The 15,083-nt window shown below is 28.5% G+C and carries 13 protein-coding genes, 1 pseudogene and 1 riboswitch; of the genes and pseudogenes, 10 read left to right on the top strand and 4 right to left on the bottom strand.

Annotated elements, in window-relative coordinates:
* The first annotated feature begins 496 nt into the window (after positions 1-496).
* Genes rbsK through rbsC form a run of 4 tightly spaced genes read left to right on the top strand, consistent with a single transcriptional unit; the run spans position 497 to position 4,299 of the window.
* A complete protein-coding gene (gene rbsK / locus CLOACE_RS10595) occupies positions 497-1,411 on the top strand; it encodes a ribokinase (protein ID WP_070111185.1) in 915 nt (304 codons plus the stop codon).
* Positions 1,412-1,431: 20 nt separating this feature from the next.
* On the top strand, positions 1,432-1,827 hold the full coding sequence (rbsD, locus tag CLOACE_RS10590; protein WP_070111184.1) for a D-ribose pyranase: 396 nt from the start codon (positions 1,432-1,434) through the stop codon (positions 1,825-1,827).
* 13 nt (positions 1,828-1,840) lie between these two features.
* Positions 1,841-3,337 (top strand): sugar ABC transporter ATP-binding protein, encoded by a 1,497-nt coding sequence (locus tag CLOACE_RS10585; protein WP_070111181.1) that lies wholly within the window; start codon positions 1,841-1,843, stop codon positions 3,335-3,337.
* A 32-nt stretch (positions 3,338-3,369) separates the two neighbouring features.
* Positions 3,370-4,299: a ribose ABC transporter permease gene (gene rbsC / locus CLOACE_RS10580; RefSeq protein ID WP_070111179.1), complete on the top strand. Its 930-nt coding sequence runs from the start codon at positions 3,370-3,372 to the stop codon at positions 4,297-4,299.
* A 42-nt stretch (positions 4,300-4,341) separates the two neighbouring features.
* On the opposite strand, the pseudogene CLOACE_RS10575 reads toward rbsC, so the two are convergent.
* Positions 4,342-4,812: pseudogene (locus CLOACE_RS10575) on the bottom strand (IS1/IS1595 family N-terminal zinc-binding domain-containing protein); the annotation flags it as partial.
* A 123-nt stretch (positions 4,813-4,935) separates the two neighbouring features.
* Between CLOACE_RS10575 and rbsB the strand changes: the two are divergent.
* The 5 genes from rbsB to phaC all read left to right on the top strand — a co-directional run bounded on the left by rbsB (position 4,936) and on the right by phaC (position 10,007).
* Positions 4,936-5,871 carry a ribose ABC transporter substrate-binding protein RbsB gene (rbsB, locus tag CLOACE_RS10570; RefSeq protein ID WP_070111177.1) on the top strand — a complete coding sequence of 312 codons (936 nt, stop codon included), beginning with the start codon at positions 4,936-4,938 and terminating at the stop codon, positions 5,869-5,871.
* Between the two features lie 66 nt (positions 5,872-5,937).
* On the top strand, positions 5,938-6,951 hold the full coding sequence (locus CLOACE_RS10565; protein WP_070111175.1) for a LacI family DNA-binding transcriptional regulator: 1,014 nt from the start codon (positions 5,938-5,940) through the stop codon (positions 6,949-6,951).
* 321 nt (positions 6,952-7,272) lie between these two features.
* Entirely contained in the window at positions 7,273-7,785 is a 513-nt protein-coding gene (locus CLOACE_RS10560) for a MaoC family dehydratase (protein ID WP_084027622.1), read from the top strand.
* A gap of 54 nt (positions 7,786-7,839) precedes the next feature.
* Positions 7,840-8,913 (top strand): poly(R)-hydroxyalkanoic acid synthase subunit PhaE, encoded by a 1,074-nt coding sequence (locus tag CLOACE_RS10555; protein ID WP_070111173.1) that lies wholly within the window; start codon positions 7,840-7,842, stop codon positions 8,911-8,913.
* A 26-nt stretch (positions 8,914-8,939) separates the two neighbouring features.
* On the top strand, positions 8,940-10,007 hold the full coding sequence (phaC, locus tag CLOACE_RS10550; protein WP_070111171.1) for a class III poly(R)-hydroxyalkanoic acid synthase subunit PhaC: 1,068 nt from the start codon (positions 8,940-8,942) through the stop codon (positions 10,005-10,007).
* 79 nt (positions 10,008-10,086) lie between these two features.
* On the opposite strand, the gene thiC is transcribed toward phaC, so the two are convergent.
* The 3 genes from thiC to CLOACE_RS10535 form a co-directional block, all read right to left on the bottom strand.
* Complete coding sequence (gene thiC, locus CLOACE_RS10545) at positions 10,087-11,397, bottom strand: phosphomethylpyrimidine synthase ThiC (RefSeq protein WP_070111169.1); 1,311 nt, start codon at positions 11,395-11,397, stop codon at positions 10,087-10,089.
* Positions 11,366-12,793, bottom strand: coding sequence for an amidophosphoribosyltransferase (purF, locus tag CLOACE_RS10540; protein WP_070111167.1), 1,428 nt, complete (start codon positions 12,791-12,793; stop codon positions 11,366-11,368). The genes thiC and purF overlap by 32 nt, the downstream gene beginning before the upstream one ends.
* Before the next feature lie 88 nt (positions 12,794-12,881).
* Positions 12,882-12,987: riboswitch (TPP riboswitch) on the bottom strand.
* A 595-nt stretch (positions 12,988-13,582) separates the two neighbouring features.
* Positions 13,583-13,768, bottom strand: coding sequence for a hypothetical protein (locus CLOACE_RS10535; RefSeq protein ID WP_070111165.1), 186 nt, complete (start codon positions 13,766-13,768; stop codon positions 13,583-13,585).
* A 102-nt stretch (positions 13,769-13,870) separates the two neighbouring features.
* On the opposite strand from CLOACE_RS10535, the gene CLOACE_RS10530 reads away from it, so the two are divergent.
* Positions 13,871-14,860, top strand: a complete 990-nt coding sequence (locus CLOACE_RS10530) for a biotin--[acetyl-CoA-carboxylase] ligase (protein WP_070111163.1) — start codon at positions 13,871-13,873, stop codon at positions 14,858-14,860.
* Positions 14,861-15,083 lie beyond the last annotated feature (223 nt).

Here is a 15,083-nt window from a genome sequence, read left to right as displayed (position 1 = left end):
AATAAAAAAACTCCGTAATTCATCACAGGACGTGATGAGCCAATTTCCGCCCCAAGGACGGGGCATAAATTGGGTAGGAGTTTTTTTATTTTTTATTCTTAGAGTGTCTTAATGAAATGACTTATTTACAAACCTCTTTATGCTACTGTGTTATTATTTTTATACAGATTATTTTTATTGGTTTTTTATTCAATAACCTAATTTTCACAATAAATAGTATTAGAGAGTAATTTTTTTGTGTGTTTGTTTTAAATTAAGTATATTTATTTAAAATAAACACATAATTTTAAATAATGGAAGTTTGTAGTATATAAGAATAAATATTATATATAATACTTTTTTGATTAAAGTGTAGCTTATTTAGAGTAAAAATAAGAAATTATTTAATAAATTTAAAAATAAAGATTAGATATTTATTGACAAATATCTAAAGAAACGTATACAATACTTATAGTAAAATGAATTTAACCGGTTAAATAAGGAGAGATATAGTTAAATGAGTAATGTTTGTGTTTTAGGAAGCATTAATATGGATATAGTGCTTAGAGTAGATAGAATGGTTAAAAGTGGAGAAACTATTTTATCAAAGGGCTTTAATAAAAATCCTGGTGGCAAGGGAGCAAACCAAGCTGTAGCAGCTAGAAGATTAGGTGCAGAAGTTTTTATCATAGGCAAAGTTAGTAATGATGATAATGGAGATGTTTTGCTAAAGTGTTTGAAAAAAGATGGTATAAAAATTGATTATGTGTTTGAGGATAAGGAAAATCCTACAGGTATGGCTATTATAAGTGTAGATAATGAAGGGAATAATTCAATAGTTGTGGTACCTGGTGCTAATATGAATATTTCTTTGCAGGAAATAGAAAAGTGTAGAAAAGTTATTGAAAATTCTAATATAATTGTTTCTCAATTTGAAACACCTGTAGAAGCTACTATTCATGCTTTTAAAATAGCCAGGGAAAAGGGAGTAATCACCATATTAAATCCAGCCCCAGCTAAGGAAATTCCAGATGATCTTTTAAATATTACAGATATAATAATACCTAATGAAACAGAGGCTTTTGAAATTACAAAAGTAAATGTACATACAAAAGAAACTGCAAAAGAAGCTGCAGATAAGCTTATACATAAGGGAGTTAAGTATGTAATTATAACTCTTGGAGAAAAAGGTGCTGTGTTAGTTTCTAAGGATAATATGAGTGTTATTCCAGCTTATAAAGTGAAAGCTGTAGATACTACTGCTGCTGGAGATAGTTTTATAGGAGCTTTAGCAAGTAAGTTAGAAAAAGAAAATAAAATTGACTTTTATACTTTGGAAAGTGCAGTTAAATTTGGAAATAAAGTTTCATCTATTACAGTGCAAAGGCAAGGAGCTCAAGTATCTATACCAACTTTAAAAGAAGTTTTATAAGGATTTAAGGAGGAGTAACTATGAAAAAAACAGGGCTTTTAAATAGCAGTATATCTGAAGTTATATCTAAAATGGGTCATACAGATTCAATAGCTATTGGAGATTGTGGTTTGCCTATACCTGAAGAAACAAGAAGAATAGATTTAGCCTTAGTTAAGAATATTCCTACTTTTATAGATACTTTAAAAGCAGTTTTGATGGAACTTGAATTAGAAGAAGTGGAAATTGCAAAGGAAACTTTAGAAGTTAGTCCAAATTTATATGAAGAAATAAAAAAGTTAATTGGCAATGTAAAAATAAGATTTGTTAGCCACAGTGAGATTAAAGAAAGTTTAAAAAATTGCAAGGCAGTTATTAGAACTGGTGAGCAAACACCTTATGCTAACATTATTTTAAAATCCGGGGTAGTATTTTAAGGAGGAAAAAGTCATGAAGAAAAAACCTCTATTGGAGATGGTGAATATATCTAAGTTTTTCCCTGGTGTAAAAGCTCTTCAAAATGTAAACTTAAAAGCTTATGGGGGAGAAGTTATGGCTCTTTTAGGAGAAAATGGAGCAGGTAAATCTACACTTATGAAGGTTTTAAGTGGAGTTTATAAAAAAGACCAAGGACAAATATTTATAGAGGAAAAAGAAGTTAATATAAGTGGAATAAAAGAGGCTGAATCTTTAGGAGTAGCAATAATTCATCAGGAATTAAGTGTTATTCATAATTTAAGAGTTTACGAAAATATATTTTTAGGAAATGAAAAAATAAATAAGTTTTTTGGAAAATTAAATAAATCTGAAATGAAAATAAAAAGCAAAGAAATGTTAGAAAAAATTGGATATGATATTGATACTGACATTGTGGCTGGAGAGTTAAATGTAGGGGAAATGCAAATGATAGAAATAGTTAAGGCTATATCTAAAAATTCAAAAATAATAATTATGGATGAACCTACAGCAGCTTTAACAGATGTAGAGACAAAAAAGCTATTTCAGGTAATTAAAAGGTTAAAGTCTGAAGGAATAGCTATTATATATATTTCTCATAGATTAGATGAAATATTTGAAATATGTGATAAAGTAACAGTTTTAAGAGATGGAAAGTATATAGGAGAAGAAAAAGTTAAAAATGTTACTAAAGACGAATTAATATCTATGATGGTAGGAAGAAAGCTGGAGGAACAATTTCCTTATATAGAGCAAAAATTAGGAGAATCTGTACTTAAAGTTGAAAATTTATGCTGGAGAGATAAAGTTAAAAATGTGTTTTTTGAAGCAAGAGCAGGGGAAATACTAGGTATAGCTGGTCTTATGGGTTCAGGAAGAACAGAAACAGCAAAGGTTATATTTGGAGAATATAAAAAAGATTCAGGTAACATTTTTATAGAAGGAGAAAAAGTTTCTATTAATTCTCCTAAAGATGCTATAGAAAAGGGCATAGCTTATTTATCAGAGGATAGAAAAAAAGAAGGTCTTGTACTTGGTATGTCTGTAAAAGAAAATATGACTCTTTGCAATTTGAAAAAGTATGAAAAGGCAGTAAAAAGAATAAGTAAAAAAGATGAATGTATTGAAGTAGATGAGTATATTAATAAACTTTCTATAAAAACTCCTAATAGAAATCAATTAGTTAAAAATTTAAGCGGTGGAAATCAGCAAAAGGTAATTATTGCAAAGTGGGTTATGATTTCACCTAAAATTTTAATAATAGATGAACCTACTAGAGGAATAGATGTAGGTGCAAAAAAGGAAATTTATGAAGTGTTAAATCAATTAAAGAGTATGGGAAAGTCTATTATAATAATTTCTTCTGATATGCCGGAAATATTAGGTATAAGCGATAGAATTATTGTAATGCATCAAGGAAAAATAACAGGAGAAATTTCAAGAAAAGAAGCTACTCAAGAAAAAATAATGAAATATGCAGTAGAAAGTTAATTTATGTAATTTTAGAAAAAGGAGAATATAATATGGAGAAAGATATTAAAAGTTTACTTCTTAAGTATAAAACTTTTATAGGACTTATAGTGCTTTGTATTGTTATATCTATAATAACACCTAAGTTTTTAACTATAACCAATATAATAAATGTATTAACTCAAGTATCTGTTAATGCGATTATTGCAGTGGGAATGTGTTTTGTTATTTTAACAGGTGGAATAGATTTGTCTGTAGGATCTACATTAGCAGTTTCAGGAGCTATTGCTGCTTCTATGGTTTATAAAGGTGCTAATGTGTTTACTGCTATGGTAGTTGCTTTAATAATTGGTGCATTAATTGGGCTATTTAATGGAATAATAATATCTAAAGGAAGGATTCAAGCTTTTATAGTTACTTTGGCTAGTATGACTATATTTAGAGGTGTTACCTATGTTTATACTGAAGGTACTCCTATATCTGGACTTAGTGAATCTTTTATGATAATAGGAAATGATAAAATTTTAGGCATACCACTTCCAGTAATAATTATGTTTTTAGTACTTTTTATAGCTTGGTATTTATTAAGTCAAACAAGATATGGAAGATATGTATATGCTTTAGGAGGAAATGAAGATTCCTCTAGGTTATCTGGTATAAATACAGATAAAATTAAAACTTTAGTTTATGTAATATGTGGAGCAACAGCTGCATTAAGCGGTATTATAGTTACAAGTAGAATAGGTTCTGCATCACCTAATGCAGGTGTAGGTTTTGAACTTGATGCTATAGCTGCAGTGGTTTTAGGTGGAACTAGTCTTGCAGGAGGAGAAGGAAGTGTAATTGGAACTATACTTGGTGCCATGATAATAGGTGTTTTAAATAATGGATTAAATATAATGAATGTATCTCCTTTTTATCAATCTATAGTAAAAGGATTTGTAATATTGCTTGCAGTTATGTTAGATAAAAAAAATAAATAGACTTATATAAAGTGCTAGACGTTAGGCAGCCAACAACCAATTAGTCCAGTTTGAAATAGTCACATGAGATACTTTTACATTAAAGGTTCTAAACAAATATTTAGATATACGTCTTGTAGAACTTTCATTAAGAAAGTAAAGGTCTAAAGCCATTAAAATAATATGGAGTGGGAAGCGCATACCCTTAAAATCAAGTTTACCTTTTATAGTGGTATTGCTTGAAGGGCTTATAACCGTAGGCTTCGCCACAAAAAAGCTATGATTACATTTTTTATCGTTACAACGATAGTTAATATAATTTGAATAATTATGATGAATAAAGGTTCCTTTGTTACAGACAGGACAACGAGGATAATCTTTGAGTTGACGCTCTTTCGGCGTAGCCGATGGTGCAAATTGTCTTTTATACTCTTTGCGTTGATATTTTTGATTTCCTTCTTTGTCTTTTCCAAACTTATATAGTTTATGGCTGTGACATCTAGGACAGGTGATTTTTTTATTAGCTTTGTTCATTGTTTCCTCTCTCCTTTCTGGGAGGTAATATTTTTATGGTAAATCTATTATATTTCATAGGTTGAGGGGAAGCAATGTTCATATAACTTAACAGAACTATTTTACTTAAGAGGAGGAAACTTTATGAAAAAAATTAGTAATAAAGTATTATCATTATTTTTAACTGGTATTATTGCTTTTGCAACATTAGCTGGTTGTGGTCAACAAGGTGCTAAAAAGGGAAATGAAACAAAGAAAGAAACCACTACTGCTAGTAAAAAAATTGGTATGATAGTGTCTACTTTAAACAATCCTTTTTTTGTATCAATGAAAGAAGGAGCTGCTAAAAAAGCAAAAGAAATGGGATATGAATTAGTGATTTTAGATTCACAAAATGATGCTGCTAAAGAAAGAGCAAATGTAGAAGATTTAGTGCAACAAGGAGTATCAGCTCTTATAGTAAATCCAACAGATAGTGATGCTGTAGGTAATGCAATAAAAGTTGCTAATGACAAAAAAGTACCTGTTTTAACTGTAGATAGAAAAGCTAATTCAGGAAATGTAGTTTCCCATATAGCTTCTGATAATATAAAAGGTGGAAACATGGCAGGAGAATTTATACTTGAAAAACTTGGTGGAAAAGCTAATATAGTAGAATTACAAGGAATACCAGGGGCTTCTGCTACTAGAGATAGAGGTAAGGGATTTCATGAAGCTGTAGATGGAAAAGCAGGAGTTAAAGTTGTAGCTACTCAACCAGCAGATTTTGATAGACAAAAGGGATTAAATGTTATGGAAAATATAATGCAAGGAAATGCAAAATTTGATGCTGTATTTGCTCATAATGATGAAATGGCATTAGGGGCTATTAAGGCTTTAAAAGATAAAAAAGTTGTAATTGTTGGTTTTGATGGTAATGAAGATGCTAAAAAAGCAGTAGATGAAGGAAAATTAACAGCTACTATTGCTCAACAACCAGATTTAATGGGAAGTTTAGCAGTAGAAAATGCAATAAAGGTTATTAAAGGTGAAAAAGTTGCAAATGAAATACCAGTAGATTTAAAAATTATAAAGAAATAATATGTAAAATCCAGGGTTTGATTTATCCCTGGATTTTGTATTAAACTACTAAAGGGGGTAGAGAAAATGGGAAAGAAAATTACTATGCTTGACATAGCAAATAAAGCAGGAGTGTCTAAAGCTACAGTTTCTATGGTTATAAATAAAACAGATAATAAAATAAGTGAAGAAACTAGAAAAAAAATATTAAATATAGCAAAAGAACTTAATTATATACCTAATTCTATAGCTAGAAGTTTATCTACAAATAAGTCCAATACTATAGGAATAATACTGCCAGATATAACAAATCCTTTTTTTGCGGAAATTGCTAGAGCTATTGAAGATGAAGCTAGCGAAAACGGGTATAATGTTATATTTTGCAATACAGATAATGTAATAGAAAAAGAAGAAAAGTATACAAAACTTTTGATAAGTAAATTAATAGATGGAGTAATATTTATATCTGGAGGAGATAGCAGCAAAAGCATAAAAATACTAGAGGATAATAATATACATTTTATTTTAGTAGATAGATATATAGAAAGTTATTATAAATATTATGGAGTTTATTGTTTAAATGAAAAAGGAGTTAAAGAAGGTATTGAGTATTTATATAGTAAGAATAATAAAAAAATTGCATTTGTAAGTGGACCTAAAGAAATTCAAGTTTCTATGCAGAGATTAAAAGGCTATAAAGAAACCATGACTAAATATGGAATATATAAAAATAATTTAGTGTTTGAAGGAGATTTTACTATAAATGGCGGAAAAAAAGCAACAGAAGAAATTTTAAAAATTAATGAAAAAGTAGATGCTATATTTTATAGCAATGATATGATGGCTTATGGTGGCATGAAAGTTTTAGTTAAAAAAGGATACAAAATACCTAAAGATATAAGTATAATGGGTTTTGACAATATTAATATATCAAAATTCATAGAACCAGAGCTTACAACTGTAGGACAACCTATTTATTCCATGGGTAAAAATTCTTGTAATCTTCTTATAAAATTAATAAATAATGAAAATATAGATAAAAGGCAAATTTACTTTGAAACTAAATTAATCATAAGAGATACTGTAAGTATGACCCCATGAGTATAAAAAATGGAAAAAAGGTATGTATTTCATACCTTTTTTCCATTTTTTACACCCATAGGGTCATATTAATATTTTATTAAAAGTGTAAACTAAAGTTAATAATTTTAATATAAAAGATAAAAAAATAAAATAAATGGAAATAATTAGTCAAAAGCTACAAAAATATTATCAGAAAATTCATATTATTTTAATTAATTAAAATAATAAACAGAATTTTGTTTTAAAAAAAATGTAATTAGTCAGAAAAAATTACATTTTTTTTCATAAGCCTATTATATAATATTATAAATATTTATAAGTATTAAGGGAGGTGCTATTATGGGGGCAAGTATAGATTATCTTGAAGAAAATCAATTGTTAATTAATAGTAAGAAGGATTGTGAGGTAGAAAGTTGTACGGATTATTGTGGTGAAATTGTTTATTTAACTTATGAAGATATAAAACTGGGACAAAAAGCAGAAATAAAAACTAATGTAACGGATGAATTAATTGAAAAATTTGCAGAAGTTTCAGGAGATATAAACCCAGTTCATTTAAGTGAAGATTTTGCTTCTAAAACCATATTTAAAAAGAGGATAGCTCATGGAATGCTTGGAGCAGCACTTATTTCTGCGGTTTTGGGAACTAAGCTTCCAGGACCTAATACAATTTATATATCACAAAATTTAAGATTTTTAGCACCTATTTATATTGGAGATATTGTTACGGCTTCAGTGGAAGTGTCAGAAAAATTAGATGAAAAGAAAAAGCTATATTTGATAACTAAAGTAGTTAATCAAAAAGGAGAAGACGTTATAATTGGAGAGGCTTTTGTTATGAAAGATGATTAAACAATTTAGTAATAAATTTATTTTTTAGTTACAATTTAGAAAGGGGGAACATTAATGTATTCAAAAAATTTATATGAAAATTTAATGGAAAATTGGATAGAATCTCAAAAAAAGTTTATAGATGTGTGGCAGGAAGGTTTTAAATTAAATACTCAGGAAGATTTAAAAGAAGAAAAATCTAAAGAAGATAAATCACAAGGAAATGTATTTAACAAGTGGCTAGAAATGAATAATGAAATTATAAAGAAAAATATGGAGTTTTTTAATCCAGATAAAGTTCAGAGTATTTTTAAAAATGTTACTAATGGCTTTGATTATAATTGTAATTTATTTAACTTTTGGCAAGATTTAAGTAAGAAAGTTTTAAACAATGATTTAGGTGATTTTTATAAACAATGGCAAGATAAGTATAAAAGCATTATAAGCAATAATTTAGTGGCTTTTTTTCCAATGTATATGCAAGAGGGATTAATAAATTATTTAAGTGTTTATAACAATTATTATAAATTTTTAGGTAAATTTTATGAGCCGTGGATAAAGGATTTTCAAAAGATAAATGAATTAATGGTTAAAGGACTTTATGGTGAAAATGAAGCTTATATTGAAATAATAAAAATTTGCAGAGAAAATTATAATGAGAGTTTAGGTAAGTTTTTAAAAGCTCCTATATTAGGTATAAGTAGAGAGTATTTTGAAAAGCAATTAGATAGTATAGATGCTTTTATTGAATATATTGATAACTTTAGTGAATTTTCCGCTACAATATATAAAGTAGCTTACGATACTATGAATAAAATAATAAAAGAGTACGAAAAAATGTCTAAAGAAGGGTCTCAACCAAAGACTTTTAATGAATTTTATCAATATTGGTGGAAAACTAATGAAAAGGCATATAAAGAGCTTTTTCAAACAGATTATTTTTCTAAATTAATGAGCAATGTTGTAGAAAAAGGCTGTGAATTTAAAAGGGATTTAGATATTTTATTAGAAAAACAGTTAAAATTATTACCTGTAACTACTAAAACTGATATAGAAAGCTTGTATAAAACTGTTTATGATTTAAAAAAACAAGTTAGAACTTTGAAAAAGGAGTTAGAAGAAATTAAAAAAGGTAATGAAAATAAATAGAATATAGTAAAGGAGGAAAGAAGTTTATGAATTTTAATTATGGTATAGATATGAAGGCTTCATTTAAAGAAATGTTAGAAATGCAGAAAAAGCTTATAAGTGGTATGGAGCTTATGTTGGATGTAAAAGATGAAGAAACGGATTCAACACCTAAGGAATTAGTTTATGAAGAAGATAAAATGAAGCTATATCATTATAAACCATTAAGCAATAAAGTAAATAAAGTGCCTATTTTAATAACTTATGCTTTGGTTAATAGATATTATATGATGGATCTTCAGCAAGATAGAAGTATGATAAAAAATATGCTGGAGAGGGGATTAGATATTTATATTATAGATTGGGGTTATCCAACTCAAGAAGACATGTATCTTACAATGGAAGATTATATAGAAGGATATATGAATAATGCTGTTGATTATATTTTAAAAGAAAATAATATAAGCAAAATAAATCTTATAGGAGTTTGTCAAGGAGGAACTTTTTCTACAATATATGCTGCACTTAATCCTGATAAAGTAAAAAATTTAATTACTATGGTTACTCCTATAGAATTTGACACTAATGATGGTTTGCTTTTCAAATGGGGAAAAGATTTGAATATAGATAGTATGGTAGATGCTTTTGGAGTAGTTCCAGGAGATTTTATGAATTGGGGATATATGTTATTAAAGCCTTTCCAACTATTTTTAGATAAGTATGTAGGAGTAATAGAAAATATGGATAGTCCAGATATAATGCAGAATTTTATAAGAATGGAAAAGTGGATATTTGACAGTCCAGGACAAGCAGGAGAAACTTTGAGAGAGTTTGTTAAAGAGCTTTACCAAGAAAATAAATTAGTTAAAGGGGAATTTAAATTAGGAGACAAAAAAGTTGATTTAAATAAAATTAATATGCCTCTTTTAAATGTTTATGCTGATTATGACCATTTAGTTCCACCAGCTTCAAGTAGGGCTTTAAATGATTTGGTTTCAAGTAAGGATAAAGAATTAATAGGATTTCCTGTAGGTCATATAGGAATGTTCGTAAGCTCTAGGTCTAAAAAAGAAATTATTCCAAAGGTATCGGACTGGATATTAAAGAGATCTTGACCCAAGGGGTGAAAAATGGAAAAAAGTATGCCGTAATTATTACGGCATACTTTTTTCCATTTTTTACCCCTGGGGTCAATTAATCTTCTCTTAATATATTTATATCTTTTCCTTCTAAAACTTTGTTCATGTTTCTTATAGCACACATTTTTCCGCACATTGTGCAAGTGTTTGGATCTTCTGGTGTAGATTCTCTTCTGTATTCTGTTGCTTTTTCAGGGTTTATAGCTAATTCGAACATTCTCTTCCAGTTAAGGTCTCTTCTAGCTTGGCTCATTTCGTTGTCCCATTCTCTAGCACCAGGTATTCCTTTGGCTATATCACCAGCATGAGCAGCTATTTTTGTAGCTATGATACCGTCTTTCATATCTTGTAAGTTTGGTAATCTTAAGTGTTCTGCTGGAGTAACGTAGCATAAGAAGTCTGCACCGTTGGCTGAAGCTATTGCTCCACCTATAGCACTTGTTATGTGGTCATATCCTGGAGCTATGTCAGTTACTATAGGTCCTAATACATAAAATGGTGCACCATGACATAGTTTCTTTTCTATTTTCATATTAGCTGCAATTTCGTCTAAGCTCATGTGTCCTGGTCCTTCTATCATAACTTGTACATTTCTTTCCCAAGCTCTTTTAGTAAGTTCTCCTAATGTCATTAATTCTTTTATTTGGCTAGGGTCTGTGGAGTCAGCTATACTTCCTGGTCTGCAGGCATCACCTAAGCTTAAAGTTACGTCATATTTTTCACAAATATCTAATATTTTATCAAAGAATTCATAAAATGGATTTTCTTTTTCATTTAAAGCCATCCAAGCGTAAATTAAAGATCCACCTCTTGAAACTATGTTTGTAAGTCTTGGATTTCTTCTAAACACAGCTGCAGTTTCTTGGTTTATACCAGAGTGTATAGTCATAAAGTCTACACCGTCTTCAGCGTGTTTTTCAATAACTCCAATAAGTTCTTCAGCAGTTATATTTCTTAATTCTCTATCATAAAATCCTACAGCATCATACATTGGAACTGTTCCAATCATAGCAGTAGACATATCAATTAATTTTCTTCTAAAAGTTTCAGTTTTACCAAAACAGCTTAAGTCCATTATAGCTTCTGCTTTCATATCAATAGCAGATTGAACTTTTTCTAATTCTTTGTCTATATCGTTACAGTCTTTAGAAATACCTAAGTTTACATTGATTTTTGTTGTAAGACCTTGTCCAATTCCTTCTGGGTTTAAGGATTTATGATTTTTATTAGCAGGTATAACTACTTTTCCTTCTGCTACTAATTGTCTTAATTTATCTGGTTCCATTCTTTCTTTCTTTGCTACAACTTCCATTTCTTTGGTTATAATGCCCTTTTTAGCAGCATCCATTTGAGTTGTATAATTCATAATAATCATCCTCCAATATTTTGTAATTTTCTACAGGGTAATTTCCATTAAAGCACCCCATGCAAACATATTTCTTTTGTTTAAAGCAATTCACAAAACCTTCTATACTTATGTAACCTATACTGTCTACTTCTAATATGTCTTTAATTTTATTTATATTTTTATGAGCACATAAAAGCTCATTTTTGCTAGGTGTATTTATGCCTAAGTTGCAAGGAAATTTAACCATAGGTGAAGAAACTCTAAAATGAACTTCTTTTGCACCAGCATTTTTCAAAAGATTTACAATTTTTTTACTAGTAGTACCTCTTACAATAGAGTCATCTACTACAATAACTCTTTTATCTTTTACATTAGAGGCTATTACATTTAATTTAATTTTAGTATTAATATCTCTAATACCTTGGGAAGGAGCTATAAAAGTTCTTCCCATATAGCAGTTTTTTACAAAACCAATTTCATAGGGAATATTTGAAGCTCTAGAATATCCTAAAGCAGCAGCCAAACCAGACTCTGGCACACCAATAACTATATCCGCATCTATAGGACATTCTTTGTATAGCTGCTTACCTAATTCTAATCTAAAATCGTAAACTTTTATATTGTCAATTATGCTATCTTGCCTTGCAAAATATATATACTCAAAGGCACAAGTTTTGCACTTAGGATTTTGTATAGTGTTTATAGATTTTAATCCATTATTGTCAATTATAATTATTTCCCCAGGATTAACATCTCTTATAAATTCTGCTCCTATAATATCTAAAGCACAACTTTCAGATGATAAAACATAAGAATTATCTATTTTTCCTATACAAAGAGGTCTTATTCCATTTGGATCTCTTACTCCTATAAGGCTATCCTTAGTTAGTAGTAAAAAAGCATAAGAACCTTTAATCACTTTCATAGTATTTTTAATACTATCTTCTATGCAAAGTGATTTTTCTAAGTAACTTTCTATGGATTTTAAAATTACTTCTGAATCTGCAGAAGTTTTAAATTTTTTGTTTATAGTGCTTTTTACTTTATTTGCATTTATTATATTTCCATTGTGAGCTATGGCTATAGAGCCTTTATTATAGCTATCTAAAATTGGCTGAGCATTTTTTAAATTGCTATCACCAAAAGTAGAGTATCTTACATGACCTATGGCACAGATACCTTTTATTTTGGAGAGATTTTTCTTATTAAAAGTGTCCAAAACAAGTCCCATTCCCTTTATAGAACTAATATGACCCATATTTGAAAATACTACTCCACAGCTTTCTTGTCCTCTGTGTTGAAGAGAGTTTAAAGCAGCATAAGTTAAATAAGCTATGTCCTTTTGGGTTTTATTGAAAATACCAAACACTCCACATTCTTCTTTAAATCTATCAATCCATTGATCATATGCCATAATATTATCATCTCTCTTTAATTTTATACTTTGTAAACTAAAAAAACTAAGCTTACCTTAAGGTAAGCTTAGTATAATTTCTAATTAGTGAATTTATACTTTTGCTTCCCTACGTTAGTTTTAACTACATCAGGTTCTAGGGTTTGGAAAGAATCCTCTCAGCCTCAAATATAAAGGCACACCCGCAAAAATTTATAATATTCAATTTTATATATATTATAAAGCATAATGCATATTTTGTAAAGAAACTATCTATATTTAAATATATACCACAAAATATATAAAAGGTATAATTGAGATAATTTCAGAGAAAAAATAATTAAAAATAAGTTGTATAAAAATAATAAGCCTACAACCATAAATAGAGTTTGTAAATAATTAGAATGAATTTTAGAAAATCTAAGAATAAAAAATAAAAAAACTCCGTAATTCATCACAGGACGTGATGAGCCAATTTCCGCACCAAGGACGGTGCATAAATTGGGTAGGAGTTTTTTTACTTTTTATTCTTAGATTTTCTTAATGAAATAACTTATTTACAAACTCTATTTATGGTTGTAGGCTTATTATTTTTATACAACTTATTTTTAATTATTTTTTCTCTGAAATTATCCTACATTTAGGTTTCAAGGAAATAAAGAGTATTCTAATAATTCTATATGCCTTAAAATAAAAAATTCCTGAATAAAGACTTCTTGGCACAAATTGAATTAATACTTCAATTTGTGCCAAGAATTTTTTATATAATAAGCTAATATTGCTACCTATTGTAACAATGGGTTAATATTGTTATTTATTGCAACAACATAATAGTATAATTAGTAGTAATAATCCTTGATTTGAAGAGCAAGAGCTTCCAAAGCCGCCAAATCCACAGCCACCGAAGCCACCTAAACCAAATAAAGGATTAAAGCCACAGTTGCTATAAGATGGACCACAAGGTTTGCAACAGCAATATACTTTTTTCTTTCCCATAATTTATCCCTCCTTTTATTTTGGGATTTGAGGGTATATATTATATATATGTGTTTGTTTTATAAAGTGTGATAAAATAAATAGAAAAGGAAGTTGGATAAATTGAAAAATAAAATAATAAAGTTATTAAAAGAAAATAAAAACAATTTTATATCAGGTCAAGATATTAGCAATAAGCTGGGAGTTAGCAGAACAGCTATATGGAAAGGTATAAATCAATTAAAAGAAGAAGGATATGAAATAGAGTCTGTATCTAGAAAAGGGTACAAATTAATACAAATTCCAGATATACTTAATTATGAAGAAATAAAAGAATATTTAAATACAAAATACATAGGAAGAAATATTAATTATTTTGAAACTATAGATTCCACAAATATTAAAGCAAAAGAGTTAGCATTACAAGGAGAAAAAGAAGGAACTGTAATTATAAGTGAAGAGCAAACATTAGGGAAGGGAAGGCTAGGAAGAGGCTGGGCTTCTCCTAAATATAAAGGAATTTGGATGTCGCTTATACTAAAACCCAATATTGATATAATGAAAGCACCAAAAATAACTCAAATAGGAGCAGCAGCAATTGTAAAAGCTTTAAGAGAAATGAACATAAAATCTTTTGTAAAATGGCCTAATGATATAGTTTTAAATAATAAAAAAATATGTGGCATTTTAACAGAAATGAGTGGAGAATTAAATAGAATAAGCTATGTAATTATGGGAATAGGCATAAATGTAAATATTAATAAAGAAGATTTTTCAGAAGAAATAAGAGCTGTGGCTACATCTTTAAAAGAGGAAGTAGGACATAAAATAAGCAGAAAAGAATTAGTAGGGAAAGTATTAAATAACTTTGAATATTTATATTATAAATTTGTTAATGAAGAAAATTTCAAAGAAACTATAGATATTTGCAAATCACATTCTGCTTTAATAGGAAAGCAAATTAAAGTTATAAATAATAAATCTACTAAAATTGCTAAAGCAGTGGATTTAAATGATGAAGGTGAATTAGTGGTTCAGTATGAAAATGGAGATATGGAATATCTTGTTTCAGGAGAAGTTTCCACTAGGGGATTGTATGGATATGTGGATTAGTTACAGAGGAGATTTTTGGAGTTAAGAGTTGAGAGTTGAGAGAGAAGAGTTGGGGGTTGTGGAGAATTTTTTTGTGTGTTAGGAAATTTATAATTAGAGTAAATTTCATATTTTATAATCATTGATTTTACTAACTTTTTTATTATTCAAAAAGGAAATTCACCCCAAAATGTCGAATATTTAAGTACCACCAAAAATACACAACAAAGAGGAGTGAATACTT

Origin of the sequence: Clostridium acetireducens DSM 10703 (assembly GCF_001758365.1) — a bacterium.
Lineage (GTDB): Bacteria > Bacillota > Clostridia > Clostridiales > Clostridiaceae > Clostridium_C > Clostridium_C acetireducens.
Note: the sequence above shows the minus strand (reverse complement) of the source record. Positions and strands in the feature narration are given on the sequence as shown.

Bases quoted from the DNA above. Each gene is read 5' to 3' on its own strand.
- rbsK (WP_070111185.1), top strand. From the start codon at position 497: ATGAGTAATGTTTGTGTTTTAGGAAGCATTAATATGGATATAGTGCTT.
- CLOACE_RS10560 (WP_084027622.1), top strand. From the start codon at position 7,273: ATGGGGGCAAGTATAGATTATCTTGAAGAAAATCAATTGTTAATTAAT.
- phaC (WP_070111171.1), top strand. From the start codon at position 8,940: ATGAATTTTAATTATGGTATAGATATGAAGGCTTCATTTAAAGAAATG.
- thiC (WP_070111169.1), bottom strand. From the start codon at position 11,397: ATGAATTATACAACTCAAATGGATGCTGCTAAAAAGGGCATTATAACC.
- CLOACE_RS10535 (WP_070111165.1), bottom strand. From the start codon at position 13,768: ATGGGAAAGAAAAAAGTATATTGCTGTTGCAAACCTTGTGGTCCATCT.
- CLOACE_RS10555 (WP_070111173.1), top strand. From the start codon at position 7,840: ATGTATTCAAAAAATTTATATGAAAATTTAATGGAAAATTGGATAGAA.
- rbsC (WP_070111179.1), top strand. From the start codon at position 3,370: ATGGAGAAAGATATTAAAAGTTTACTTCTTAAGTATAAAACTTTTATA.
- rbsB (WP_070111177.1), top strand. From the start codon at position 4,936: ATGAAAAAAATTAGTAATAAAGTATTATCATTATTTTTAACTGGTATT.
- CLOACE_RS10565 (WP_070111175.1), top strand. From the start codon at position 5,938: ATGGGAAAGAAAATTACTATGCTTGACATAGCAAATAAAGCAGGAGTG.
- purF (WP_070111167.1), bottom strand. From the start codon at position 12,793: ATGGCATATGATCAATGGATTGATAGATTTAAAGAAGAATGTGGAGTG.
- rbsD (WP_070111184.1), top strand. From the start codon at position 1,432: ATGAAAAAAACAGGGCTTTTAAATAGCAGTATATCTGAAGTTATATCT.
- CLOACE_RS10585 (WP_070111181.1), top strand. From the start codon at position 1,841: ATGAAGAAAAAACCTCTATTGGAGATGGTGAATATATCTAAGTTTTTC.